We start from the raw sequence: 24,497 nt of genomic DNA, 5'->3' as shown, positions 1-24,497 counted from the left end.
CTTGTCGGGCGGCGGGGACACCGCCTCCGGCAGCCAGTTGGCTGCCATTTTCACTGATACCTGGGTGCTTTGCTCTGGCTTTCGCCGGAGGGTTTTCGTGCGCCCGCAAGAGGGCCAGAGATGTCAAAGACCTTGCCGATCACCTTCCAGCGCGCCTCGCGACGCGCGCTCTCCGCAGCCACCGTGCTGGCCGCGAGCGCTGCCGCCGTGATCCTTTCGCCGACAGCGACCCATGCGCAATCGGCCGAGAGCCAAAGGACCACCCGTCTTGAAAAGATCGAAGCGACGGCCGGCAAGGCGGCTGCGACGATCGCCGAGGATAACGACACGATCGCGCCGACGCGCAACGTCTCGGCGCTAAAGACCGACACGCCGCTCAACGAAACGCCCCGCTCCGTCTCGGTTATCACGCGCAAGGAACTCGAAGAGCGCGGCGTGCAGGACATGATCCAGGCAACGCGCTACGCCGCCGGCGTCACGACAGGCGCCTTCGGCTTCGACCCACGCTTCGACCAGATCTACATCCGCGGCTTCGAGACGACGACCACCGGCGACTTCCGCGACGGACTGCGCCAGCCCTACATGAACTACGGCACCTTCCCGACGGAAGTCTACGGCCTCGAGCGCATCGAGATCCTCAAGGGTCCGGTTTCGGTCATGTATGGTGCTGCCGGCGTCGGCGGCATCGTCAACCGCATCTCGAAGATGCCCGAGGACAAGACCCACCGCGAGATCGAACTGCAATACGGCACGATCGGCCGCGCCCAAGCCGCCTTCGACGTCGGCGGGCCGGCAACGGCCGATGGCGACTTCCTCTATCGCATCGTTGGGCTTTTGCGAAACGGCGAGACAAACTACGACGTGGCCGACGACCGCTACCTGCTGCAACCCTCCTTCACCTGGAAGCCGGACGAAGGCACGTCGCTGACCGTCTACGGCCTGGGACAGAAGGGCGAGAGCGACGCCAGCCCGCGCGTGCTTCAACATGACGGCCGGCTGCTGCGCTACAGCGATCCGGATTACGACTACCAGAAGGTCCGGCAGGTTCAGGTCGGCTACAAGTTCGAGCATGAATTCGACAATGGCCTGACGTTCCGCCAGCACGGCCGCGTCAGCGATCTCGACCTGAAGGCCCGTTACCTGCAGTTCGGGGCCAAGGTCGCACCCGACGTCTTCGATCGCTCGCCCGTCGCCATCAGGGACGACCAGCGCGCCTACCAGGTCGACAACCAGCTCCAGGCCGTCTTCGACACCGGCGCGGTCTCGCACACGCTGCTGACCGGCCTCGACTACACCTGGATCACCTCCGATTTCGGCCTGGGTTTCGGCGCCGTCGACCCGGCCTATCGCTTCGATCTCAACAACCCGACCTTCGGCGTCGGCGGCCCGACGCCAGCGCTGACCAGCTTCAGCGGGCGGGACCTGCGGCAGACCGGCATCTATGTCCAGGATCAGCTGGAGTTCGGCAACTGGCGCGCCGTCGGCGGCCTTCGCTACGACTGGGTCGACCAGACCAGCACCAACAAGAACACCGGCGTCGTCGATCGCAAGGACGATGGCGAGCTCACCGGACAGGTCGGCCTGCTCTACCTCTTCGACAACGGCATCGCGCCCTATGCCAGCTACAGCACCTCCTTCGTGCCGCGCACCGAGCTTTCGGCCGACGGAAAGGTACTCGATCCGACGACGGGCGAGCAGATCGAACTCGGCGTGAAGTATCAGCCCGAGGGCGAGGCCTATTCGCTGAGTGCGGCCTACTACCGGATCGTGGAGACCGGCGCACCGCAATATGTCTCGGACGCCTCGCTGCCCGTCGGCTACTACTACAAGTCCTCGGGCGAGGTGACGACCAACGGTTTCGAGGTGGAAGGACGCCGGGAATTCGACAACGGCCTGAGCTTCATCGCCGCCTACAACTACAACGACGCCGAAATCACCGGAAACGTCGACCCGTCGCTGATCGGCAACGCGCCGTCGACGAAGCCACGCCATGTCGCATCCCTCTGGGCCAACTATCTCCTGCCCGAGGACACGCAGCTTGCGGGCCTGAGCCTCGGCGGCGGCGTGCGGCTGGCGTCAAGCTCCTACACGTCCGACGCCAACACCGCCAGGAACGGCGGCGCCGTCTATTTCGACGCCTCGATCGCCTACGATTTCGGTGTCAAGAACCCCGAACTCGACGGGCTGTCGCTCGCCGTCAGCGCCACCAATCTCGGCGACCGCCGCGAAGAGGTCTGCACCGATGGCTACTGCTATTTCGGCCAGGGTCGAACGATGCTCGGTTCGCTGAAATACCGCTGGTAACGGCCAAAAGCCCTCAAGCAAAACGGCCGGCGAGCGCGCCGGCCCGGCGGATCATTGCCTGCAGGTTTTCGCGGATGCGCGCTTCGACGAGTTCCGCCACTTCCGGATACTCTTCCAGCATGCGGCGGAAGAGCGGCCGGTTGATGCGGATGACCTCGCTGTCCTCCTCGGCCGTTGCGGTGAACTTGCGCTCGACCATCGAGATCAGTGCCAGCTCCGACAGAAGCGCCCCACGGCCGACAGTCGAAACCGCCGTATCGGAACCATCCACCCCCGTCTTCGACAAGGTGAGACTGCCGCTGGCGATCGCATAGGCGCAGTCGGCCGGCGCCCCCTCGCGAAACAGTTCCTGCCCCTTGAAGATGCGCCGCCGTTCGGCACCGAAAGCGATCAGCCTCAGCTTGTCCTCGCTGATGTCGGCAAACAGCGGCACGTTGGACAGAAGCACGATATCGTCGTTGAGCGCCAAGCGGCTAACCTCCCAAGGTCACGCCGGTTCCGGTCCAAACGGACCGGATCGCGCGACCCATGCAAACAACAGTCTACGGAGAACGCGCGAGACGTGGTTTTCCACCTTGCGCACCCCGGCTACGGAACGATCTTGTAGCCGCCGTTCTCTGTCACCAAAATCTCGGCATTGGAAGGGTCCCGCTCGATTTTCTGGCGCAGCCGATAGACGTGGGTTTCGAGCGTGTGTGTGGTCACACCGGAATTGTAGCCCCAGACCTCTTCGAGCAGAACGTCGCGCGTCACCACCTTCTGATCGGCGCGGTAGAGATAGCGGATGATCGCCGCTTCCTTTTCAGTGAGCCGGATCTTCTGGCCGTTTTCGAGCGTCAGCAGCTTCTGGCTGGGCTTGAAGGTGTAGGGACCGACGCTGAAGGTCGCGTCCTCGCTCTGCTCGTGCTGGCGCAACTGCGCGCGGATGCGGGCAAGCAGCACGGCGAAGCGGAACGGCTTGGTCACATAGTCGTTGGCGCCGGCCTCAAGACCGAGGATCGTATCGGAATCGGTATCGTGGCCGGTGAGCATGATGATCGGCGCCTTGAAGCCGCCCTTGCGCAGGAGCTTGACCGCCTCGCGGCCGTCCATGTCAGGCAGGCCCACATCCATGATCAGGAGGTCCACCTGCTGCGCACGCGCCGTCTGGATACCCTTGCCGGCGGTTGCCTCCTGGATGAGATCGAATTCCTCGTAGAGCGAGAGCTGCTCGACCAGGGTCTCGCGCAGGTCATTGTCGTCATCGACAAGAAGAATGGTACGGGTCGCCATGGGACAATTCCTGTTTGCTTCCGTTTTCAAACTAGCTCAAATGCCCGTGTTGGCAAGCGAGCCAGCATCGCTAAGTCGTTATATCTGCAACCGTGCTTATGGTGCCCCCCAAATCACGGGCAAAGCAAAAATCCGTGAGAATGATGCGTAAGAAAACGTCGGGAAGAAGACCAGCCAAAACCGTCATCACCGTGCGCGCCGCACCGCGCGATCGCAAACGCGCCCTCGTCTCTTTCGACGGTCGGGTCGAGCAGGCGGCGATCGGACGCAGCGGCATCACCAGCCGGAAGCGCGAGGGCGACGGCGCGACCCCACGCGCCGCGATGAGGCTGATCGGCGGCTATGTCAGGCGCGACCGGCTCCTTCTGCCGAAAACGCCGCTTCCGACACGCGCGACGCGCAAGGGCATGCTCTGGTGCGACGCGTCAGGCCACGCCCTCTACAACCGACCGGCCGAAGCCCCTTTCAAGCCGAGCCATGAGGAGATGATCCGCGACGATGCCCTCTACGACATCTGCCTCGTCATGGACTGGAATCTCCTCGCCCGGCGACGAAACGCCGGCTCGGCCATCTTCTTCCACCTGATCCGCCCGGGCTATGAGCCGACGCAGGGCTGCGTCGCCGTCAGCCTTGCGTCCATGCGCCGGCTGATCCCGCACATGCGCCGCGGCACGGTCGTTAAGGTGCTTTGATCCCGGCGTCCGGATGGCTCAATCGCGCGAACGCGGCGTCACGAAACGCACGAGCCTGGCCCCGCCGGAAAGGAGCGCGCGCCAGCCCGCAGCTTCGAATTCAAGAACGGCAAGGGCGGCCGTCGGAAACTTGTCCGCCATGCGCATGCGCAGGTCCGGATCGCCGGAGCCGACGAGCTCGTGCGCCAGGTCCTCCATGCCGGGATTGTGGCCGACGATCAGCAACGTCCCGACAGCCGGATCGGTTGCGCGAAGGACGCTGAGGATCTGGGAGGCGCCCACCTCGTAGATCGAGCGGGTGTTTTCGACCACGATGCCCGACGGCAGGGCGGCCGCCACCAGTTTCCAGGTCTCTTGCGCCCGCTTGGCCGTCGAGACGAGGGCGAGATCCGGCACCAGCTTGTGCCGCGCCATATAGTCCCCCATCAGCGGCGCCGCCTTGCGGCCACGCTCGCCAAGCGGACGGTCGATGTCGGCGACGCCGTCCGGCCACGCCGACTTGGCATGGCGCAGCAGCATCAAGCGATAGCTTTGCACGGGTAGATCGTCGCTCATCAATCATCCTCCCCTCATGCATGTCGATGCTCCGGTGGGACAGCTTAGCGCATTTCACCGCGCCGCGCGGAACGACGGATGCGGGCAAACAAAAAAGGCCGCCCCGAAGGGCGGCCATTGGCGCCGGAAAAGCTCAGATCCGGCTTATTTCCATTCGCGGATGTCGACGAAGTGACCCGCAACCGCCGCGGCTGCCGCCATGGCCGGCGAGACCAGGTGCGTGCGGCCCTTGAAGCCCTGGCGGCCCTCGAAGTTGCGGTTCGAGGTCGACGCGCAACGCTCGCCCGGCTTCAGCCGGTCGTCGTTCATCGCCAGGCACATGGAGCAGCCCGGCTCGCGCCAGTCGAAGCCGGCTTCCTTGAAGATCCTGTCGAGCCCTTCGGCTTCCGCCTGTTCCTTCACGAGGCCCGAGCCCGGAACGATCATCGCCGAAACCGTCGACGCGACCTTGCGGCCTTCCACCACCTTGGCCACTTCACGCAGGTCCTCGATGCGACCGTTGGTGCAGGAGCCGATGAAGACGCGGTCGATACCGATGTCGGTGATCTTCGTGCCCGGCTTCAGGCCCATATAGTCGAGCGCGCGCCACTTGGAGGTGCGCTTGGTCTCTTCCTGGATGTCGTCCGGATTGGGAACGATGCCCTGGACCGAGATGACGTCTTCCGGCGACGAGCCCCAGGAGACGATCGGCGGCAGGTTGGCAGCGTCGAGCACGACAACGCGATCGTAATGCGCGCCCTCGTCCGTGTGCAGCGTCTTCCAGTAGTCGAGCGCCATGTCCCAGGCCTTGCCCTTCGGCGCGCGCGGCTTGTCCTTGATGTAGGCGAACGTCGTCTCGTCGGGCGCGATCAGGCCGGCGCGGGCGCCGCCTTCGATCGTCATGTTGCAGATCGTCATGCGGCCTTCCATCGACAGCGAGCGGATCGCTTCGCCGGCAAACTCGATGACGTGGCCGGTGCCACCGGCCGTGCCGATCTCGCCGATGATGGCAAGGATGATGTCCTTGGCGGTGACGCCCGGCGGCAGCTGGTTGTCGACGCGCACCAGCATGTTCTTCGCCTTCTTCTGGATCAGCGTCTGGGTCGCGAGCACGTGCTCGACTTCAGATGTGCCTATGCCATGCGCCAGCGAACCGAAGGCGCCGTGCGTCGAGGTGTGGCTGTCGCCGCACACGATGGTCATGCCCGGCAGGGTGAAGCCCTGCTCCGGGCCGACGATGTGCACGATGCCCTGGCGCTTGTCGTTCTCGGAGTAGTACTCGACGCCGAAGTCGGCAGCGTTCTTGGCGAGCGCCTCGACCTGGATGCGGCTTTCCTCGTTCTTGATGCCGAGGTGGCGGTCGGCCGAGGTCGGGACGTTATGGTCGACGACGGCGAGCGTCTTTTCCGGTGCGCGGACCTTGCGGCCAGCCATGCGCAGGCCCTCGAAGGCCTGCGGGCTCGTCACTTCGTGAACGAGGTGACGATCGATGTAGAGAAGACAGGTGCCGTCTTCCTGTTCGTTGACCAGGTGGTCGTCCCAGATCTTGTCATAGAGGGTACGCGGTGCGCTCATGGCGGTATATCCATCGAGTTTTCAAAAGAGGCAGGAAGCCGGCGGCAAGGCGGCCGGAGGCACTGATCGGGGGATCAGGAAAGGCGGCTTGTAAGCGCCCCGTGGACGCGCGCAAAAAAGCGTGCCGGCAGGCGCTTGTGGTCCTGCAGCACGACGATTTTCTGTTCGCGACATCCGAATTTGGATTCCATGAGCGCGTACATATCAATTTTTTGACAGGTCGGCAATTGGCGTGATCGCGCTCAGCGCTGCTCGGCACGCCTCAGCCGCCGCTCCAGCGCCCGCAGTCCCAACGACAGACCGATGGTCAGCACCAGATAGACATAGGCGACGATCGAATAGGTCTCGAAGAAGCGAAAGGACCCGGAGGCATAGACCTTACCCATCTGCGTGATGTCGGCGACGCCGAGCACCGAGACGAGTGAGCTGTCCTTGACCATGGCAATAAAGTCGTTGCCAAGCGGCGGCAGGATCACGCGGATCGCCTGCGGGAAGATGACGAGGCGGAAGCGCTGGTAGCGCGAAAGCCCGAGCGCCTTGGCGGCCTCGACCTGCCCCTTGTCGACCGAGAGAATGCCGGCGCGGAACACTTCGGCGATGAAGGCCGAATAGCCGATCATCAACGCAATGATCGCCCGCCACATCAACGAGATGTCGCGTACGACGACGGGCTCCATCCAGCCGGCGCTGATCAGTGGCGCCAAGATGAAGTTGGCGGCGACCACGATCGCCGGCGCACCGACAAAGGCGATGTAGAACAAGAGCACCAGGATCGGCACCCCGCGGATCACTTCGGTATAGAAGCGGGCGATCTGCCTGAGCGCCGAATGCTCGGAGAGCGCCATCAGCGCGACGCCGAGGCCGAGCGTCGTTGCCAGCACGAAGCCCATGAGGGTCACGAAGACAGTGACGCCAAGGCCCTTGAGGACGACGGTGAAGACTTCCGAAAAGATGTCATTGCTGACGATCACCGCGGCAAGCGCCACGGCGATCACAAGAAGGGCGACCAACCACCAGGGATAGTCGCCCTTGCCGGACATGTCTGAAGATTGTGGAGCGGCCATAGCCTACGATCAGCCGCCCATCTTGTATTCGAGGAACCACTTCTTATCGAGCGCGTCGAAGGTGCCGTCTTCCTTCAGCGCCTTGATCGCGGCGTTGATCGGAGCCACGAGATCGGACCCCTTCGGGAAGATGAAGCCGAAATCCTCGGTGCCGAGCGGTCCGCCGACGACCTTGAGCTTGCCTTCGGAGGAATCGACGTAACCCTTGGCGGCAACGCTATCGGTCAGCACCACGTCGACGTCGCCGGCCTTCAACGCCTGAACGGTCGCACCGAACGTCTCGAACAGCTTGATGCGCGGGTTCTGCTCGTTGCCGTCGAGCATTTCATAGACGGCGGTGTAGAACGGCGAGGTGCCCGGCTGCGCGCCGACGAGGCCGTCTGCGAAGGCGCCGAAGCTCTTGCCGTCGTTGAAGCGGGTCTCGTCGCTGCGCACGAGCATGAACTGCTGCGAACGCATGTAGGGATCCGAGAAGTCGACCTTTTCCTTGCGATCGTCCTTGATGGTGATGCCGGTCATGCCGATCTGGTACTGGCCGTCATGCACCGCCTGGATCATCGCGTCCCAGCTGGTGTTCTGGTATTCGACCTTGAAATTCAATCGCTTGGCGATCTCGTTCATGGCGTCGTATTCCCAGCCCTTGGCCTCGCCGGTCTTCGGGTCGACGAACTGCAGCGGCGGGTAGGCGTTCTCCGTGACGACGACGACCGTCTTGCCGCCGAGATCCGGCAGGTCGCTGGCAACGGCCGGTGCAGAAAATGCGAATGGAACGGCAAGTGCAGCTGCGATGCCCGCAAGCACGTGGCGACGGATTGTCATTGGAGGGCTCCCGAAAATTGTGGCAGCGGAAAATGTCACAAATTCAGACGGAAAGACAAGCGGATAGTACCAAAAAAGAAAGGCGGCCGAGGCCGCCTTTCCAACATTCCAGGAGGAATGAAAACTTATTCTGCTGCGGCTTCCGCTGCTGCCTTTGCTTCGGCAGCTTCGGCTGCTGCCTTCTCGGCGGCGAGCGCCTGAGCTGCTGCAACCTTTTCAGCCTCGATGCGTGCCTTTTCCTCGGCAATCGCCTGGCGCTCGGCTTCGTTCAGCTTGCGGGCGCGCGTGCCGGTGTTCTCGACGATACGAGCCGACTTGCCGCGACGATCGCGCAGGTAGTAGAGCTTGGCGCGACGGACCTTACCGCGGCGAACCACTTCGACGCTCTCGACGAGCGGAGAGTAAACCGGGAATACGCGCTCGACGCCTTCGCCGTAGGAGATCTTGCGAACGGTGAAGCTCTCGTTGATGCCGCCGCCCGAACGAGCGATGCAGACGCCTTCGTAGGCCTGGACGCGGGTACGGTTGCCTTCGACAACGCGGACGTTGACGCGCAGAGTGTCGCCTGCGGAGAATTCCGGAAGGGTGCGCTTGGCGGCGATCTTGGCGGCCTGTTCGGCTTCCAGCTGCTGGATGATGTTCATCGGTCTAACCTTTCAAGTTCTTCTGAAACAGCCAGAGCGCTCTCGATGAACCTGTCGGGCCAGCCTTCAGGTCTTGCCGGTACCGGCAGGAGCGGATTCGCCATTCTTTGTTTTGGTCGACGGGCATGGAACCCGAACCGGGGCGGCACATACACCAATCGCTTCGCCTTGTCATCCCCGAACGCCATAATTTCTAGGGCATCCGCGCCTGGAAAGCCGATTTTATCAGAAAATGCGCAAACACGGGCGTGATGATTGTCCGATGCAACGGGCTTGCGGCCGGCACAACCACCGGCTATCCCGAGCATGAGGGGTCGGGGGAGACCATGCATATCTTCGAAATACTCATGCTGTTTGCAGCCGGCTTCCTGTCCGGCGTCGTCAACGCCATCGCCGGCGGCGGAACCTTCCTGACCTTCGGGGCAATGACGCTTGGCGGTCTCTCGCCGATCGTCGCCAATGCGACCTCGTCGATCATCCAGTTCCCGGGCTACATCACCTCGGCGCTCGCCTATGGCAAGGAGATCCGCGCCGACAAGCGCTATGCGATCCTGCTCGGCGTGATCTCGGCCCTCGGCGGTCTGGCCGGCGCGCTGCTCCTGATCTCGCTCTCCAACGCCTCCTTCCGGGCGCTGGTCCCCTGGCTGCTTCTGGCGGCGACCGCGATCTTCGCCGCTGGGCCGCTCCTGAAACCCAGGGCGCGCGTCGACGAGCATGCGATCAACCCGGCCGGCATCGGCGCCCAGTTCGTCACCTCCATCTATGGCGGCTTCTTCGGCGCCGGCATGGGCATCATGATGCTGGCAGTGCTGGGGCTGGCGACGGGCGGCGGCTACCACCGGCTGAACGCGCTCAAGAACTTCATCTCGGTCGTCATTGCCGCAATCGCCATCGTCGTCTTTGCCGCCGGCGGCGTCGTCTCCTGGCTGCATGCGGCGATCATGGTGCCGGGTGCCGCCCTTGGCGGCTATTCCGGCGTCTGGGCGGCCAGGCGCGTGCCGCAGGCGGTCATCCGTGCGCTGGTCGTCGCCGTCGGCCTTTTGCTCGCCGCCTATTATTTCTTCACGGGGTGATCGAGCAGGTCCGGCCGGCGCTCGGCGGTCAGCCGCCGCGCCTCTCCTTCGCGCCACTTGGCGATGGCACCGTGGTTGCCGGAGGTCAGCACCGCCGGGATCTCGCGCCCCTCGAAGACCTGTGGCCGCGTATAGTGCGGATGCTCGAGCAGCCCGCCTTCAAAGCTTTCATGCACGCCCGAAAGCGCGTTGCCCATAACGCCCGGCAGGATGCGCACCACGGCATCGAGCAGCGTCAGGGCAGCCGGCTCGCCCCCCGAAAGAATATAGTCGCCGATCGAAACCTCTTCGAGGCCGCGGGCGTCGATCACCCGCTGGTCGACGCCTTCGAACCGTCCGCAGACGATGACGACGCCGGGGCCATCGGCGAGCTCGCGCACGCGCGCTTGCGTCAGGGGGCGGCCGCGCGGGCTCATCAGCAGACGCGGACGATCGTCATCCGCGGAAACTTGGTCGATCGCCCGGGCGAGCACATCCGGCTTCAGCACCATGCCGGCGCCGCCACCGGCCGGCGTGTCGTCGACGGTGCGGTGCTTGTCCTCGGCGAAATCGCGGATCTGCACCGCCTCGATCGCCCATTGGCCACGCTCCAGCGCCTTGCCGGACAGCGAAACGCCGAGATGGCCCGGAAACATTTCGGGATAAAGCGTCAGAACGGTCGCGCGAAAGGTCATCGCCACACGCTCATTTGCGCTTTGCGGAAAACGGATTGCCCGGATCCTGGTCCTTGTCTTCGGAAAGACCTGCGGCCACCGGATCGACGAGCAGCCTGCCCGCTTCCAGGTCGATCTCCAGCACCGACCATTCGGTAAAGGGGATCAGCACCGGGCGCCGGCCCGGGCCCTTCAGCTCCAGCAGATCGCCGGCGCCAAAGTCGAAGACGCCGCTGACCTTGCCATAGCTGGTGCCATTGCCGTCGATCGCTTCGAGGCCCTCGAGATCGGCGTAGAAGAACTCGTCTTCATCCAGATCCTCGTCGGGCAGGTTGTCCCGTTCGATGAACAGGTCGAGACCGTTGAGCGCCTCGGCCGCGTTGCGGTCGTTGACGCCACGAAAACGCACGATGACGACATTCTTCGCCTCTCGGATTTCCAGCACCTCGAACACTCGGCCGTCGGCGCTGTGCAGGTTGCCGTAGTCGCCGAGCGCGGTCGGATCGTCGGTAAAGGACTTGACCCTGACCTCGCCGCGCAGGCCTTGCGCCGCGCCGATCGTCGCCATCAGAACCGGGTTTTCGAGTTTGCTCATCGTGCGCGTCCGTTTCGGTATATCTCGGTGCACATAACGGAAAACGGGCGGCATGGAAATGCCACCCGTTTCCTTAAGTCACGGCCAGCCGGAGAGGTGCGTCGGCAGAAGACCGCCGATCGCTCTCCGGACCGTTCGCCGGCTATTATTCAGCAGCGGCAGCAGCGGCGTCTTCAGCCTTCTGCTTGGCTTCAGCAGCGCGCTCCTGAGCCTTCTTGCCCGGAACAGCCTTCGTCGGGTTGCTGCGAGCCGGACGCTTTGCGAGGCCAGCCTGGTCGAGGAAGCGCAGAACGCGGTCGGTCGGCTGGGCGCCCTGGGCGATCCAGTGGTTGACGCGCTCGGCGTCGAGCTCGACGCGCTTTTCGTCGTCCTTGCCGAGCATCGGGTTCCAGGAGCCGATCTTCTCGAGGAAGCGGCCGTCACGCGGGCTGCGGGCGTCGGCAACGACGATCTGGTAGTACGGACGCTTCTTGGAACCGCCACGGGCGAGACGAATTTTCAGTGCCATTTGAGTAACTCCTTGCAGGCTTTCTTGACCGCTTCGTTCAAGCGGAATGGTTTGTGCCGGCGGCGCTCGCGGAATGCGAGCGATCGGCGGCGATGGCTTCATGATGCCGGATGACTTCCTTGATGATGAAGTTCAGGAACTTCTCGGCGAAATCCGGATCCAGATTGGCATCCTTGGCCAGGCGGCGCAGGCGTTCGATCTGGTATTCTTCGCGCGCCGGGTCGGCCGGCGGCAGTTCGTGCTTGGCCTTGAGAACGCCGACTGCCTGGGTGCAGCGGAAGCGTTCGGCCAGCATGTGGACGAGTGCGGCATCGATGTTGTCGATCGACTGCCGGTAACCCGCCAATTCCTGTTTGATTTCGGGATCAATCATCTCTCAAACGATCCTCACTTCTTCTTCGGCAGGCCGGGAAGGCCGGGGAAACCGCCCCCGAGGCCCGGAAGCTTGGCGCCGCCGAGACCCGGAAGCCCACCACCGCCGAGGCCAGGCATGCCGCCCGGCTTCAGACCGGCAGCTTCGGCCTGCTTCTGCAGGGCTTCGAGCTGCTTCGGGTCGAGCTTCGACAGATCGGGCATGCCGCCGCCACCGAGGCCGCCAAGCCCCATCTTGTTGGCAAGGCCGCCCATCATCTGCTTCATCATGCCGCCTTTGCCCTTGCCGCCGATCATCTTCATCATGTCCGCCATCTGGCGGTGCATCTTCAGAAGCTTGTTGATGTCGGCGGCATCGGTGCCGGAACCGGCGGCGATACGCTTCTTGCGCGAATGCTTCAAGAGGTCCGGGTTGGCGCGCTCTGCCTTGGTCATCGACGAGATGATGGCGAGCTGGCGCTTGAACAGGCTGTCGTCGAGGCCGGCGGCAGCCATCTTGTCCTTCATGCCGGCCATGCCGGGCATCAGGCCCATAATGCCGCCCATGCCGCCCATCTTCTGCATCTGGCCAAGCTGGTCGGCAAGGTCGTTCAGATCGAACTTGCCCTTGGCCATCTTGGCGGCCATGGCGGCCGCCTTCTCGGCGTCGATGTTTTCGGCCGCCTTTTCGACGAGCGAGACGATGTCGCCCATGCCGAGGATGCGGTCGGCGACGCGACGGGGATGGAACTCTTCGAGCTCGCCCATCTTTTCGCCGACACCGATGAGCTTGATCGGCTTGCCGGTGACCGCGCGCATCGAAAGGGCAGCACCGCCACGGCCGTCACCGTCCATGCGGGTAAGCACCAGGCCGGTGATGCCGACGCGTTCGTCGAAGTTGCGGGCGAGATTGACGGCGTCCTGACCGGTCAGCGCATCGGCCACGAGCAGGATTTCATGCGGATTGGACTTCCGCTTGATCTCCGCCATCTCGATCATCAGCGGCTCGTCGATATGGGTGCGGCCGGCGGTGTCGAGGATGACGACGTCATGGCCGCCGAGCTTGGCAGCCTGGACGGCGCGCGAAGCGATATCGGTCGGCGACTGACCGGCGATAACAGGCAGCGTGTCGACACCGGTCTGCACGCCGAGCTGGCGAAGCTGTTCCTGGGCTGCCGGGCGACGCGTGTCGAGCGAAGCCATCAGGACCTTCTTCTTGTCCCTGGTCTTCATCCGGCTGGCGATCTTGCCGGTGGTCGTCGTCTTACCCGAGCCCTGCAGACCGACCATCATGATGACGACCGGCGCCGGCGCGTTGAGGTCGATGGTGACGCCCTCGGAGCCGAGCATCTCGACGAGCTGGTCATGGACGATCTTGACGACCATCTGGCCCGGCTTGATCGACTTCAGGATCTCGGCGCCGACGGCCTTTTCACGAACCTTTTCGGTAAAGGAGCGCACGACGTCGAGCGCGACGTCGGCTTCGAGCAGCGCACGGCGAACCTCGCGGAGCGCAGCGGAAACATCGGCTTCCGACAATGCGCCGCGGCCGGTCAGTCCATTCAATATGGAACCAAGGCGGTCCTGGAGGCTCTCGAACATTCTCACTTCCTTCTGGTTTCCGGTGGCGATCAACTCGCCGGAAACGTGGGTTCCTTCGCCAGGAAAACAAGGCGCAAAGCCAAAAACCACCCGAGGGCGCAACGCGCTGTCGGATGTTGACCTCCGGGTTCTCTTTATACCTCTAGGGGACCCGGTCGGTGGCTTCGAAGACTTGAGCTTGCGAAGGAATTGGGGCGGATAAACAGGAAAGCGCGGCAAAAGTCAAGGACGGCAGGACAATGAGACGCTTTCGGTTCAGGGCGCCTCGCCCGCGTCGGCCTCGTCCAGTTCGCCGGCCAGCTGCTCGAAGGCCGCCGACACCCGCGTCATTACCCTGAGCGCCGCCACCACTTCGGTCTGGTTGATATCGCCGAGCAGGGCATGCAGCAACGCCACCTCGCGGCGATGGATTTCCTCGAACAGATCGCACCCGGCCACCGTCGGCGCGCAAAGATAGGCGCGGCGGTGTTCCGGGTTCGGCTGCCTTTCAAGCAGGCTCTTGTCCGTCAGCCCGTTGACGACCCTGAGAACGAACTGCCGTTTCATCGACAGGCGCCGCGCCGCCTCCGGGACGGTCAGCGGCGTTTCGCAAAAAAGTTCGAGAACCGCCCGCTCCGCCACTGATATGCCGGCACCATCGAGCATATGTTCAGTGGAACGCTGCATGTTGAGATGGATGGAGCGCACCAGCCTGAGGGTCTTGTAGAGACGTTCCTGCGGATCGAATCGAACGAGCATGCAAACACGATAGCAATCCAGTTGCTGTCTTCAAGAATTTATTAAACCTTGACCTTTCAACCAGGGCGAACAGCGGAATGAAGACACGCAATCCCTATTACCAGGGGCCCGTCTCCGATCATTTCGACGGTGCCCGTTTCTTCAATCCCGGCGGCAAGCCGCCCAAGGGGACGGCAGATCTGCTGCGCTGGCAGTTCGGCGGCGGCAAGGTGCGCTGGCCCCAGCACAATCCGAGCCCGTTCGCGCCGGTGAAGCCCGAACTCAGCGTCGAAGGCGATCGCCTGCGCGTGACGATGGTCGGCCATGCGACGCTGCTCATCCAGGTGCACGGCGTCAACATCCTGACGGACCCCGTCTGGTCGCGCCGCGCCAGCCCCTTCGCCTTTGCTGGCCCGCAGCGCCGCAACGCCCCCGGCATCGAGCTCGACGACCTGCCGCCGATCGACATCGTGCTCGTCACCCACAATCACTACGACCACCTCGACGTGGAGACGCTGGCAGCCCTTCACGAGGAACATGCGCCAAGGATCGTCACGCCGCTTGGCAACGACACGATCATCCGCCGCGCCGTTCCCGATGCCGAAATCGACGTGGTCGACTGGAACGATCGTGTTGATTGCGGCGACGACATCGTTCTTCACGCGGAGCCCTGCCACCACTGGTCGGCCCGCGGCTCGCGCGACCGGCGCATGGCGCTCTGGGCGGCTTTTGTCATCGAGACGCCGGCTGGCAGGATCTACCATGTCGGCGATACGGGGTTTCATGACGGCATCAACTATCGCGCCGCCCGCGAAAAGCACGGCCCCTTCCGTCTCGCCAACCTGCCGTTCGGCGCCTACGAGCCGCGCTGGTTCATGCAGGACCAGCATCAGAACCCGGAGGAAGCCGTGCGCGGCATGATCGACTGTGCAGCAAGCCACGTCGCCGGCCACCACTGGGGCACGTTCCGCCTGACCGACGAGGGGGTCGAGGAGCCGCGACAGGCGCTGGAACGGGCGCTCGATGCGGCCGGCATCCCCCGCAGCCGCTTCCGGCCACTGCACCCCGGCGAAATCTTCGACGTTCCGGCGTAAGCCGCGGCCGGCAAATGAAGGCGGCACTGGTATTTTCCGGGCTTTTCCGCCATATACAGCCCGAATGAAGGATGGCGCGCCTGAGGCGGGCCGGTTTGGACAATCGCCACATGACCGACAACGTGCAATTTGCCAGGATGAACGGGCTTGGAAACAAGATCCTCGTCGTCGACATGCGCGGTCGGAAGGATCGGGTAACGCCGGCGGCTGCGATTGCGCTCAATGCCGACCCGGCGACCGCCTTCGACCAGATCATGGCGATCCACGACCCGAAGGCCGACGGCACCGACGCCTGGATCGACATCGTCAATTGCGACGGCACGATGGCCCAGGCCTGCGGCAACGGCACGCGCTGCGTCGTCCAGGCGCTCGCCGCCGAAACCGGCAAGAAGGCCTTCACCTTCCAGACCATCGCCGGCATCCTCAATGCGACGGAGCATGAGGACGGTACGATCTCGGTCGACATGGGCAAGCCGGTCTTCGCCTGGGACAGGATCCCGCTTGCCGAAGAATTTGCCGATACCAGCCGCATCGAGTTGCAGATCGGGCCGATCGACAATCCCGTGCTACATTCGCCCTCGGCCATGTCGATGGGCAATCCGCACGCGATCTTCTGGGTCGACAAGGACCCGATGTCCTTCGATCTCGACCGTTTCGGCCCGCTGCTCGAAAACCATCCGATGTTCCCCGAGCGCGCCAACATCACACTGGCGCAGGTGCTTTCGCCTTCGTCGCTGCGCACCCGCACCTGGGAACGCGGCGCCGGTCTGACGCTTGCCTGTGGCTCGGCGGCTTGCGCGGCTGCCGTCAGCGCCGCGCGCACCGGGCGCACCGGCCGCAAGGTGACGATCGACGTCTCGTCCGCCCCTGCCCCGGCGAAGCTGACCATCGAATGGCTGGACAGTAACGATCATGTCGTGATGACCGGACCTGCCGAATGGGAATGGTCCGGCACGCTGAACCCTGCGACCGGAACCTGGCAGCGCGACGAGGCCGAGACCGGCGGGGTCCGGGCGCTTTGAGCGGCGTCGAGGTCATAACCTTCGGCTGCCGTCTCAATACCTACGAATCCGAAGTGATGCGGGCGGAAGCCGAAAAGGCGGGGCTGAACAACGCCATCCTCGTCAACACCTGCGCCGTCACCGGCGAGGCCGTACGTCAGGCACGCCAGGCGATCCGCCGCGCCCGCCGCGACAATCCGAGTGCCCGCATCATCGTCACCGGCTGCGCCGCGCAGACGGAGAAGCAGACCTTTGCCGAGATGGTCGAGGTCGACGCCGTGCTCGGCAACGAGGAAAAGCTGAAGAGCGCCTCCTACCGTTCCCTGCCCGATTTCGGGGTCTCGGCGGAAGAAAAGCTGCGCGTCAACGACATCATGAGCGTGCGCGCCACCGCTCCGCAGCTGGTCAAGCATATCGATGGCCACGTGCGCGCCTTCATCCAGGTGCAGAACGGCTGCGACCATCGCTGCACCTTCTGCATCATCCCCTATGGCCGCGGCAATTCACGCTCCGTGCCGATGGGCGCCGTCGTCGACCAGGCCCGCAGGCTCGTCGAAACCGGCTACTGCGAGATCGTCTTGACCGGCGTCGACGCCACCAGCTACGGCGCCGATCTGCCGGGCGCGCCGACCCTCGGGCTGCTCGCCAAGACGCTTCTGAAGCAGGTGCCGGAAATTCGCCGCCTGCGCCTTTCCTCGATCGACGGCATCGAGGCCGACGAGCACCTCTTCGACCTGATCGCCGACGAGGCGCGCTTCATGCCGCATCTGCACCTGTCGCTGCAGCATGGCGACGACATGATCCTGAAGCGCATGAAGCGCCGCCATTCGAGCGCCGATGCCCGCGCCTTTGCGGACCAGGTCCGGCGCTTGCGCCCCGATATCAGCCTCGGTGCCGACATGATCGCCGGCTTTCCGACCGAGACCGAAGAGATGTTCGAGAATGCCGCAAGGCTCGCCGAGGATTGCGGCATCGCGCATCTCCACGTCTTTCCCTATAGCCCCCGTCCCGGCACGCCGGCGGCACGCATGCCGCAGCTCGACCGGGCGCTCGTCAAGGATCGTGCCGCGCGGCTTCGTGCCGTCGGCGCGACGCTCTACGCCCGCCACCTCGAAGGCATGGTCGGCAGCGCGCAGACGATCCTGGTCGAGAACAACGGGCTTGCCCACACACAGAACTTCACGCTCGTCGACGCGGCTGGCCTGACGCCCCGTGCGCTTGTCCCGGTCTCAATCACCGGCCACAATGGCAAGCATCTGACGATGCAGGTAAAACAGATGGCTGCGGCCTGATTTATGCGGATTTCCTGAATGGCAATGGGTTTCATCAAGAGGATCTTCACCTTCGGCAAGGGCGCGGTGGAGGAAACGAAGCCGCCCGAGGGTGTGCCCGAGGAGGCCGTGGTATCTTCGCCTGAAGTCGAGGCGCAACCGGAGCCGCGTGCCGAGACGGTCGAACCGCCTGCCGCCGTTGTCGAGGCAGAGATCGTCGAAGAGATCGTCGAAGAGAGCCCCGAAGCCAACTTCGAACCGCCTGTCGATATCGAGACCTTGCCCTTGTCCGACGACGATCCGGTGCTTGAGGCCGAGATCGAGACGGCAGGCGGCCCGGCGTCGGACGAGGTGGCCGGCGGTGAGGCCATTGCATCGATGGACTCCGCCACCGACCGGCATGAACTGTCGCCGGCAGAGCAGGAGGCGCTGGACGCTTACGGCGACCTTCAGGAAACAGCACCTGAAGAACCGCCCGTAGAGCCCGAGGATCTGGCCGAGCAGGAAGAAATCGCCGACGCTGAAACTCAAGCGATCGACGACGAAGCAAGCCACGTGGCTGCCACAGACGAGGAGCGTGCGGAAGAGATCGTCGCCAAGAGCGACGTGGTTGCCGAGACGCCGGTTTCTGAGGCGTCGGCTTCTGAGGCGCCGGTTTCTGAAGCCCCGACCGTAGAGACGCCAGTCACCGAACAGTCCGCCCTCGAAGCACCCGTCGAGCCCGTCGCCGAAGCTCCCGCTGCAACCGCGGCCCTCCCGAAGGGCTTTGCAGCCACCGACAGCAGACCCAAGGAAGAGCCCGTTGCGGCGCCGAAGGAAAAGCTCTCCTGGTACCAGCGCCTGCGCCGCGGCCTTGCCCGCACCTCGTCGCAGCTGACCGGCCAGATCGCCAGCCTCTTTACCAAGCGCAAGCTCGATGAGGCGACGTTGCAGGATCTCGAAGATCTCCTGATCCAGGCCGACCTCGGCGTCGAGACCGCGATGCGCATCACCGACACGCTCGCCTCCGAGCGCTACGGCAAGGATGTCACGGGCGAGGACGTTTCACGCATCATGGCCGGCGAGATCACCAAGGTGCTTTCGCCCGTCGCCAAGCCGCTGGAGCTCGATCTCAGCCACAAGCCGCATGTGATCCTCGTCGTCGGCGTCAACGGCACCGGCAAGACGACGACGATCGGCAAGCTTGCCGCCAAGCTTTCGGGCGCGGGCCTGAAAGTGATGCTTGCCGCCGGCGACACCTTCCGTGCCGCGGCGATCGAGCAGCTGAAGATCTGGGCCGAGCGCACCAAGTCCGACATCGTCTCCTCCAAGCTCGGCGCCGATGCGGCAGGCCTTGCCTATGAAGCCTTCCAGCAGGCGCGCGAGAAGAAGTCCGACGTGCTGATCATCGACACCGCCGGCCGCCTGCAGAACAAGGCAGAGCTGATGGCGGAACTTGAAAAGATCGTGCGCGTGCTCGGCAAGCTCGATCCCGACGCGCCGCACACCGTGCTGCAGACGCTCGACGCGACCACCGGCCAGAACGCGCTGCAGCAGGTGGAAATCTTCCGCAATGTCGCCGGCGTCAGTGGTCTGATCATGACCAAGCTCGACGGCACGGCGCGCGGCGGCATCCTTGTCGCCATTTCTGCCAAGCACAAGCTGCCGGTCTATTTCATTGGCGTCGGCGAAGGCATCGACGATCTCGAACCGTTCGAGGCGAAGGATTTTGCCGAGGCGATCGCCGGCGTCGCCGCCTGACGTGGCAGTTTGGAGCCCGCGCGTTTGCGCGGGCCCGTTGCCTTGATATGGTTTTGCCGCAAAGCTGGTGTTATGAGCAGCAGGTACATGCAGAAACAGGACCCCCAGATGTCGTCGATCGAGGCTGCCAAGCCGCAGAAGGAAGTCAGCCCCTTGCTCAAGATGGTGCTGGAGCTTGGGCCACTGATGGTCTTCTTCTTTGCCAATTCGCGCGGCGAATGGCTGGCCGGGCATTTTCCCGCGCTCGCCGAACTCGGCGGCCCGATCTTCATCGCCACCGGCCTGTTCATGGCCGCGACCGCGATCGCGCTTGCCGTCTCCTGGATGCTCACCCGGACGCTGCCGATGATGCCGCTGATCTCGGGCATCGTCGTCTTCGTCTTCGGCGCGCTGACGCTCTGGCTGCAGAACGACACCTTCATCAAGATGAAGCCGACGATCGTCAACACGCTGTTCGGCGCGATCCTGCTCGGCGGCCTTCTCTTCGGTAAGTCGCTGCTCGGCTACGTCTTCCACTCCGCCTTCAAGCTCGACGAAGCAGGCTGGCGCAAGCTGACGCTGCGCTGGGGCCTGTTCTTCCTGGTGCTCGCGGTCCTCAACGAAGTGGTCTGGCGGTCGTTTTCGACCGACTTCTGGGTGGCGTTCAAGGTTTGGGGCACGATGCCGATCACTATCCTCTTCACGCTCGCCCAGATGCCCTTGATCATGAAGCACTCGCTTGACCAGGAGAACGCCGAGTGAGCACGACGCTTGAGGAGAATGACAGCCGCAACCGTCACGCGCTCCTCTGGCTGATCGCCTGTCTGGCGGTCCTCGCCCTTCAGATCGTCACCCAGCACCTGATGGGCCGCATCTGGATCTGCGACTGCGGCTACGTCAAACTGTTCGAGCCCGTCGTCAAATCCAGCGGCAACTCGCAGCACATCGCCGACTGGTACACGCCGTCGCACATCATCCACGGTTTCCTGTTCTACGGCCTCGGCCACCTGCTTTTGCGCAGGAAGCCGCTGACGGCAAAGCTCTTCCTGGCAATGATTATCGAATCCGCCTGGGAGATCGCCGAAAACACCCCGATGGTCATCAACCGCTACCGCTCGGCGACGATCTCGCTCGACTATTTCGGCGACAGCATCCTGAACTCGACCATGGACACGCTGGCCATGGTGGCCGGTTTCCTGTTCGCCGCCCGCATGCCCGTCTGGCTGACGGTGACGATCGCCATCGTCTTCGAGCTTTTCACCGGCTGGCTGATCCGCGACAATCTCACGCTCAACGTGCTGATGCTCGTCTGGCCGCTTGATGCCATCAGGGACTGGCAAGGCGCAATCTAGAGGCGCGGATCTAAACTTTAAAATCTTCTAATTTAGCGATTGCTATATATACTTGCACCGTTCAAACCTTTGAGCGTAACCAAGTGGAGGGAGTTATGCGCAACGCCTTGGCTATCCCCGCAGTATTTTTCGCTCTTGCCATGACGCAGGCTCCTGCAGGAGCGGCCGACAAGGTCCTGAGCGAAGCGGACCTGACCAAGCTTCTTGCCGGCGGCAAGACGCTCGCGTTGGGCGGCAAAGGCATGGGATACACCGGGTCGATCGATCTCACCGCCGATGGGAAAGGCGACGGCAGCGCCAAGACCGACGACGGAACCGTGATCCCGATCAACGGCACCTGGCACATCAAGGGGGACAGGTTCTGCCGGAAATGGAAGGATTTGGACGGCGGTAAGGAAGTCTGCGAAACTTGGCGGCTAACATCACCTGGCCACGTGGACGTCTACAACGGCAAGAAGAAGATCGGCGTCAATTCCTGGTAAGAACCGGCCGAGCCGCTCAGAGTGAGCGGGACGGCGCAGCCTTCTCGATCGCCGGCAGCAGCCCGTTCTTCACGCTGTCCGCATCAAACGGACCGACACGCTTGTAGAGGATCGTGCCGTCGGCGCCGACGAGATAGGATTCGGGGATACCGTAGACACCCCAGTCGATCGCCGCCTTGCCGCGCGGATCGACGCCAATCGCCGAGAAAGGATTGCCAAGCTCGCCGAGGAACCTGAGCGCGTTTTCGTTCTGGTCCTTGTAGTTGATGCCGACGACGGTAAGCCGCGGATCCTTCGACAGCTCCAGAATGAAGGGATGCTCCTGACGGCAGGGCACACACCAGGACGCCCAGACATTGACGAGCGTCAGCTTGCCCTTGATCGCCGCATCGGTCAAAGCCGGCATCGGCTGACCGTCGCGCACAGCCCCTTCGAGCGCCGGCATGTCGAGTTTAGGCGCCTTGGTGCCGATCAGCGCCGACGGGATCTCACTCACGTCCTTGCCGGAATTGAGCTGGCTCCAGAAGATCGCGGCAAGCGCCGCGAATATGATAAGCGGCAACGCAGCCAGCACGAAGCGCATCGGCCCAGGCTTGCGCTCCTCACCGCGCCGAGCGGGGATGTTTCTCATGGCGTTTCTCCCGGGGCTTTGGCCGCAGAGCGCCGGCGGATGCCGGAAGCCTCGAGTTCGGCAAGTTCTCGCCGACGGGCGCGGCCATCCAAGACGACCCAAGCGACCAGGCCAAGGACCGTCAGCGCCGCTATTCCATAGCTCGTGAAAACATAGGCGGCATGGCTCATCATTGCGTGCGGGCTCCCCGTCCGGCAGCGCGGGCGGCAAGCCGCCTGAGCGCGGTGACGCGCCGGCGCAGGATTTCATTGCGCATGGCGGCGACGTGCAGCGTGAAGAACAGCAGCGTGAACGCGATCGCCATGACGATCAGCGGCCACAGGAACTCCGGATCGATCGTCGGTCCGTCGAGCCGCATGACGCTCGCCGGCTGGTGCAGCGTGTTCCACCATTCGACCGAGAACTTGATGATCGGGATGTTGACGAAACCGACCAGCACCAGGATGGCGGAAACCTTGGACGAGCGCGCCGGATCGTCGATCGCCCGGTTCAGCGCCATCAGCCCCAGATACATCAGGAACAGCACGAAGACCGAGGTCAGTCGCGCATCCCAGACCCACCAGGTGCCCCACATCGGCTTGCCCCAGAGCGAGCCGGTAACAAGCGCCAGGAAGGTGAAACAGGCGCCGATCGGCGCTGCCGCCCGCGAAGACACGTCGGCGAGCGGGTGCCGCCAGACGAGCGTACCGAGGGCGGCCAGTGCCATCACCGAATAACACATCATCGACAGCCAGGCGGCCGGCACGTGCACATACATGATGCGCACCGTCTCGCCCTGCTGGTAGTCGCCTTCCGTCGTGATGGAGAGCCAGAGGCCGACGACGAAGAACAGCGCCGTCAGGCCGGCAAGCCACGGCAGCAGACGGTCGGCCAGCGCCAGGAACCGCGTCGGGTTGGCGAGATCGCTGAATTTGCGGATAGCCAGGCTGTTTTCGCTCATGCTGGCTCTTTAGCGCTTAAGGCGCCCGCCTGCAATTGATCCGCGTCAATCGGACGATCACGATCGAGTTGGGACCGAGATCACAAATGCGTTCGATCTGAACAGCTTAGCGCGACATCCTTGGCAACGTCGCAAACAGTTTCGCCAAATCTGCCCCGATTGCGTCAATCGGACGCGTGGCGAAGGGCAGCGGCTGCGGCAACCGGACCGATAACGGCGAAGAACAGGGTAATCGCCGCAAGGATCATCAGGGGCGGCAGGAACGGCGCCGGGTCCTCGATCACCGCATAGACGGCACTGACGCCGAAGATCAGCACCGGGATCGCCAGCGGCAGCACCAGGATGGAGACCAGGAGCCCGCCGCGCGGCAGCGACACGGCGACGGCCGCACCAACGGCACCGATGAAGGTGATCGCCGGCGTGCCGATCAGAAGCGTCAGCATCGTGGCGCCGATCGCGATCTCGCTCATGTTCATGAAGAGCCCGAGCAAAGGCGAAGCGATCACCAGCGGCAGGCCGGTTGCCGCCCAGTGGGCGGCGCATTTGACGAAGACGGTGAAGAGCAGCGGCGTTTCCTGCATCAGCATCAGGTCGAGCGAGCCGTCGTCGCGCTCGGCCTGGAACAGCCGGTCGAGACCGAGCAGCGAGGCGAGCAGCGCGCCGATCCACAGGATCGCCGGGCCGATCCGCGACAGCAGGTTGAGATCCGGGCCGACACCGAAGGGAATGACCGCGACCACCGTCATGAAGAAGAGCACGCCGATCATCGCCCCGCCGCCGGCGCGGATCGACAGTTTGAGATCGCGGAAGAACAGCGCCATCATGCCGGCATTCTCCGGCACGGCACAGGGCGGCTTCCAGGCGTTGCGTCCCTATGCATCATGCCAGTGATCTCCTGCCAGATGCTCGAACCCCGTCATGTGCAGTTCCTTCATGCGGTCGAGCCCGAGCGGCTGGTGTGTCGCCGCAACGACGATGCCGCCTTTGCCAAGATGCGCCTTCACCAGATCGGCAAACAGCCGGTCGGCGCCGGCGTCGAGCGCTGCGGTCGGCTCGTCGAGGATCCAGATCGGGCGATAGGCAACGATGAGCTTGGCCATCGCCATGCGCCGCTGCTGGCCGGCCGAAAGATACCCGAAGGGCAGATGGGCGATATCCGGGAGGCCGACCGCTTCGACAGCCTCGGCGAGCGTGGCGCCGCGCCCTCCGGGCGAATCGCCCATGAAGTCGCGCCAGAAGGAAAGATTTTCCGCGACGGTCAGTTCGCGCTTCATCGCGTTGCGGTGTCCGAGATAGTGGCTGAGCTCGGATGGATGGGCTATTTCCGGGGGGCCATTCTCAAGTTTCAGGTGGCCGCTTTCGGGCCTCAACAGCCCCGCCAGAACCCGCAGCAAAGTCGACTTGCCGGAGCCGTTCGGACCCGTCACGACAAGGGCCTCCGAGGCGTCGAGAACGAAGGAAATATCGTTAAAAATCAGGTCCTCACCGCGCTTTGCGCTCAACCCTTCAGCCATGAGGCGCATGAATTTTCAGCTTCCCTTCACTCTCTTTGTCGCAGGGCAAAAAAAAGTCCCGTTTCGACCTTCGTTGCTCTGGCACGTTTT

Annotated in this window: 28 protein-coding genes; 10 read left to right on the top strand and 18 right to left on the bottom strand. The window is 63.8% G+C overall.

Features of this window, described 5'->3' with window-relative positions:
- The first annotated feature begins 120 nt into the window (after positions 1-120).
- Positions 121-2,304, top strand: a complete 2,184-nt coding sequence (locus C1A35_RS17030; protein WP_104665479.1) for a TonB-dependent siderophore receptor — start codon at positions 121-123, stop codon at positions 2,302-2,304.
- A 13-nt stretch (positions 2,305-2,317) separates the two neighbouring features.
- Here the strand turns inward: C1A35_RS17030 and C1A35_RS17025 are convergent, their stop codons facing one another.
- Both C1A35_RS17025 and C1A35_RS17020 read right to left on the bottom strand, forming a co-directional pair.
- Positions 2,318-2,773, bottom strand: a complete 456-nt coding sequence (locus C1A35_RS17025) for a cyclic nucleotide-binding domain-containing protein (RefSeq protein WP_104665478.1) — start codon at positions 2,771-2,773, stop codon at positions 2,318-2,320.
- Positions 2,774-2,892: 119 nt separating this feature from the next.
- Entirely contained in the window at positions 2,893-3,576 is a 684-nt protein-coding gene (locus C1A35_RS17020; protein WP_034802783.1) for a response regulator transcription factor, read from the bottom strand.
- 143 nt (positions 3,577-3,719) lie between these two features.
- Here C1A35_RS17020 and C1A35_RS17015 point away from each other — a divergent pair, with 143 nt between their 5' ends.
- Positions 3,720-4,268 (top strand): L,D-transpeptidase family protein, encoded by a 549-nt coding sequence (locus C1A35_RS17015; RefSeq protein ID WP_104665477.1) that lies wholly within the window; start codon positions 3,720-3,722, stop codon positions 4,266-4,268.
- 18 nt (positions 4,269-4,286) lie between these two features.
- Here C1A35_RS17015 and C1A35_RS17010 read toward each other — a convergent pair whose 3' ends face one another.
- From C1A35_RS17010 to rplS, 5 genes are all read right to left on the bottom strand, one after another.
- Positions 4,287-4,823, bottom strand: a complete 537-nt coding sequence (locus tag C1A35_RS17010; protein WP_104665476.1) for a SixA phosphatase family protein — start codon at positions 4,821-4,823, stop codon at positions 4,287-4,289.
- A 144-nt stretch (positions 4,824-4,967) separates the two neighbouring features.
- Complete coding sequence (gene leuC, locus C1A35_RS17005; RefSeq protein ID WP_104665475.1) at positions 4,968-6,377, bottom strand: 3-isopropylmalate dehydratase large subunit; 1,410 nt, start codon at positions 6,375-6,377, stop codon at positions 4,968-4,970.
- Between the two features lie 242 nt (positions 6,378-6,619).
- Entirely contained in the window at positions 6,620-7,441 is an 822-nt protein-coding gene (locus tag C1A35_RS16995; RefSeq protein WP_104665474.1) for an amino acid ABC transporter permease, read from the bottom strand.
- 9 nt (positions 7,442-7,450) lie between these two features.
- The gene (locus C1A35_RS16990) at positions 7,451-8,260 is read right to left on the bottom strand and encodes a basic amino acid ABC transporter substrate-binding protein (RefSeq protein WP_104665473.1); all 810 of its coding nucleotides are present in this window, start codon (positions 8,258-8,260) and stop codon (positions 7,451-7,453) included.
- A 125-nt stretch (positions 8,261-8,385) separates the two neighbouring features.
- Entirely contained in the window at positions 8,386-8,904 is a 519-nt protein-coding gene (rplS, locus tag C1A35_RS16985) for a 50S ribosomal protein L19 (RefSeq protein WP_043625625.1), read from the bottom strand.
- A 326-nt stretch (positions 8,905-9,230) separates the two neighbouring features.
- Between rplS and C1A35_RS16980 the strand changes: the two genes are divergently transcribed.
- A complete protein-coding gene (locus C1A35_RS16980) occupies positions 9,231-9,977 on the top strand; it encodes a sulfite exporter TauE/SafE family protein (RefSeq protein WP_104665637.1) in 747 nt (248 codons plus the stop codon).
- On the opposite strand, the gene trmD is transcribed toward C1A35_RS16980, so the two are convergent.
- From trmD to C1A35_RS16950, 6 genes are all read right to left on the bottom strand, one after another.
- Entirely contained in the window at positions 9,959-10,651 is a 693-nt protein-coding gene (gene trmD, locus C1A35_RS16975) for a tRNA (guanosine(37)-N1)-methyltransferase TrmD (protein WP_104665472.1), read from the bottom strand. The two genes, C1A35_RS16980 and trmD, sit on opposite strands and share 19 nt — an antisense overlap.
- Positions 10,652-10,661: 10 nt before the next feature.
- On the bottom strand, positions 10,662-11,225 hold the full coding sequence (rimM, locus tag C1A35_RS16970; RefSeq protein ID WP_104665471.1) for a ribosome maturation factor RimM: 564 nt from the start codon (positions 11,223-11,225) through the stop codon (positions 10,662-10,664).
- A 145-nt stretch (positions 11,226-11,370) separates the two neighbouring features.
- Positions 11,371-11,733 (bottom strand): 30S ribosomal protein S16, encoded by a 363-nt coding sequence (rpsP, locus tag C1A35_RS16965; RefSeq protein WP_077968265.1) that lies wholly within the window; start codon positions 11,731-11,733, stop codon positions 11,371-11,373.
- Between the two features lie 37 nt (positions 11,734-11,770).
- Positions 11,771-12,106: a chorismate mutase gene (locus tag C1A35_RS16960; protein ID WP_104665470.1), complete on the bottom strand. Its 336-nt coding sequence runs from the start codon at positions 12,104-12,106 to the stop codon at positions 11,771-11,773.
- 14 nt (positions 12,107-12,120) lie between these two features.
- Complete coding sequence (gene ffh, locus C1A35_RS16955) at positions 12,121-13,686, bottom strand: signal recognition particle protein (RefSeq protein WP_104665469.1); 1,566 nt, start codon at positions 13,684-13,686, stop codon at positions 12,121-12,123.
- A gap of 255 nt (positions 13,687-13,941) precedes the next feature.
- Complete coding sequence (locus C1A35_RS16950; protein ID WP_104665468.1) at positions 13,942-14,424, bottom strand: MarR family winged helix-turn-helix transcriptional regulator; 483 nt, start codon at positions 14,422-14,424, stop codon at positions 13,942-13,944.
- 77 nt (positions 14,425-14,501) lie between these two features.
- On the opposite strand from C1A35_RS16950, the gene C1A35_RS16945 reads away from it, so the two are divergent.
- The 7 genes from C1A35_RS16945 (at position 14,502) to C1A35_RS16915 (ending at position 21,322) form a co-directional block, all read left to right on the top strand.
- Positions 14,502-15,497: an MBL fold metallo-hydrolase gene (locus C1A35_RS16945; protein ID WP_104665467.1), complete on the top strand. Its 996-nt coding sequence runs from the start codon at positions 14,502-14,504 to the stop codon at positions 15,495-15,497.
- 110 nt (positions 15,498-15,607) lie between these two features.
- Positions 15,608-16,519, top strand: a complete 912-nt coding sequence (gene dapF / locus C1A35_RS16940; RefSeq protein WP_104665636.1) for a diaminopimelate epimerase — start codon at positions 15,608-15,610, stop codon at positions 16,517-16,519.
- A complete protein-coding gene (gene mtaB, locus C1A35_RS16935) occupies positions 16,516-17,790 on the top strand; it encodes a tRNA (N(6)-L-threonylcarbamoyladenosine(37)-C(2))-methylthiotransferase MtaB (RefSeq protein WP_104665466.1) in 1,275 nt (424 codons plus the stop codon). Before dapF ends, mtaB begins: the two co-directional genes overlap by 4 nt.
- 18 nt (positions 17,791-17,808) lie before the next feature.
- Positions 17,809-19,509: a signal recognition particle-docking protein FtsY gene (ftsY, locus tag C1A35_RS16930; protein ID WP_104665465.1), complete on the top strand. Its 1,701-nt coding sequence runs from the start codon at positions 17,809-17,811 to the stop codon at positions 19,507-19,509.
- 108 nt (positions 19,510-19,617) lie between these two features.
- Positions 19,618-20,250 (top strand): septation protein A, encoded by a 633-nt coding sequence (locus C1A35_RS16925; protein ID WP_104665635.1) that lies wholly within the window; start codon positions 19,618-19,620, stop codon positions 20,248-20,250.
- Entirely contained in the window at positions 20,247-20,840 is a 594-nt protein-coding gene (locus C1A35_RS16920; protein WP_104665464.1) for a DUF2585 domain-containing protein, read from the top strand. The genes C1A35_RS16925 and C1A35_RS16920 overlap by 4 nt, the downstream gene beginning before the upstream one ends.
- Before the next feature lie 95 nt (positions 20,841-20,935).
- A complete protein-coding gene (locus C1A35_RS16915; RefSeq protein WP_104665463.1) occupies positions 20,936-21,322 on the top strand; it encodes a hypothetical protein in 387 nt (128 codons plus the stop codon).
- A gap of 16 nt (positions 21,323-21,338) precedes the next feature.
- Here C1A35_RS16915 and C1A35_RS16910 read toward each other — a convergent pair whose 3' ends face one another.
- From C1A35_RS16910 to ccmA, 5 genes are all read right to left on the bottom strand, one after another.
- The gene (locus tag C1A35_RS16910; protein WP_104665462.1) at positions 21,339-21,953 is read right to left on the bottom strand and encodes a DsbE family thiol:disulfide interchange protein; all 615 of its coding nucleotides are present in this window, start codon (positions 21,951-21,953) and stop codon (positions 21,339-21,341) included.
- A complete protein-coding gene (ccmD, locus tag C1A35_RS16905; RefSeq protein WP_199772961.1) occupies positions 21,950-22,126 on the bottom strand; it encodes a heme exporter protein CcmD in 177 nt (58 codons plus the stop codon). The genes C1A35_RS16910 and ccmD overlap by 4 nt, the downstream gene beginning before the upstream one ends.
- Complete coding sequence (locus C1A35_RS16900) at positions 22,123-22,893, bottom strand: heme ABC transporter permease (protein WP_104665461.1); 771 nt, start codon at positions 22,891-22,893, stop codon at positions 22,123-22,125. Before C1A35_RS16900 ends, ccmD begins: the two co-directional genes overlap by 4 nt.
- 164 nt (positions 22,894-23,057) lie before the next feature.
- Positions 23,058-23,717, bottom strand: coding sequence for a heme exporter protein CcmB (ccmB, locus tag C1A35_RS16895; protein ID WP_104665460.1), 660 nt, complete (start codon positions 23,715-23,717; stop codon positions 23,058-23,060).
- Between the two features lie 48 nt (positions 23,718-23,765).
- A complete protein-coding gene (ccmA, locus tag C1A35_RS16890; protein WP_104665459.1) occupies positions 23,766-24,416 on the bottom strand; it encodes a heme ABC exporter ATP-binding protein CcmA in 651 nt (216 codons plus the stop codon).
- Positions 24,417-24,497 lie beyond the last annotated feature (81 nt).

This window comes from Ensifer adhaerens, from assembly GCF_002940685.1.
GTDB lineage: Bacteria > Pseudomonadota > Alphaproteobacteria > Rhizobiales > Rhizobiaceae > Ensifer > Ensifer adhaerens_E.
This window is presented reverse-complemented; position numbering and strand designations above follow the sequence as displayed.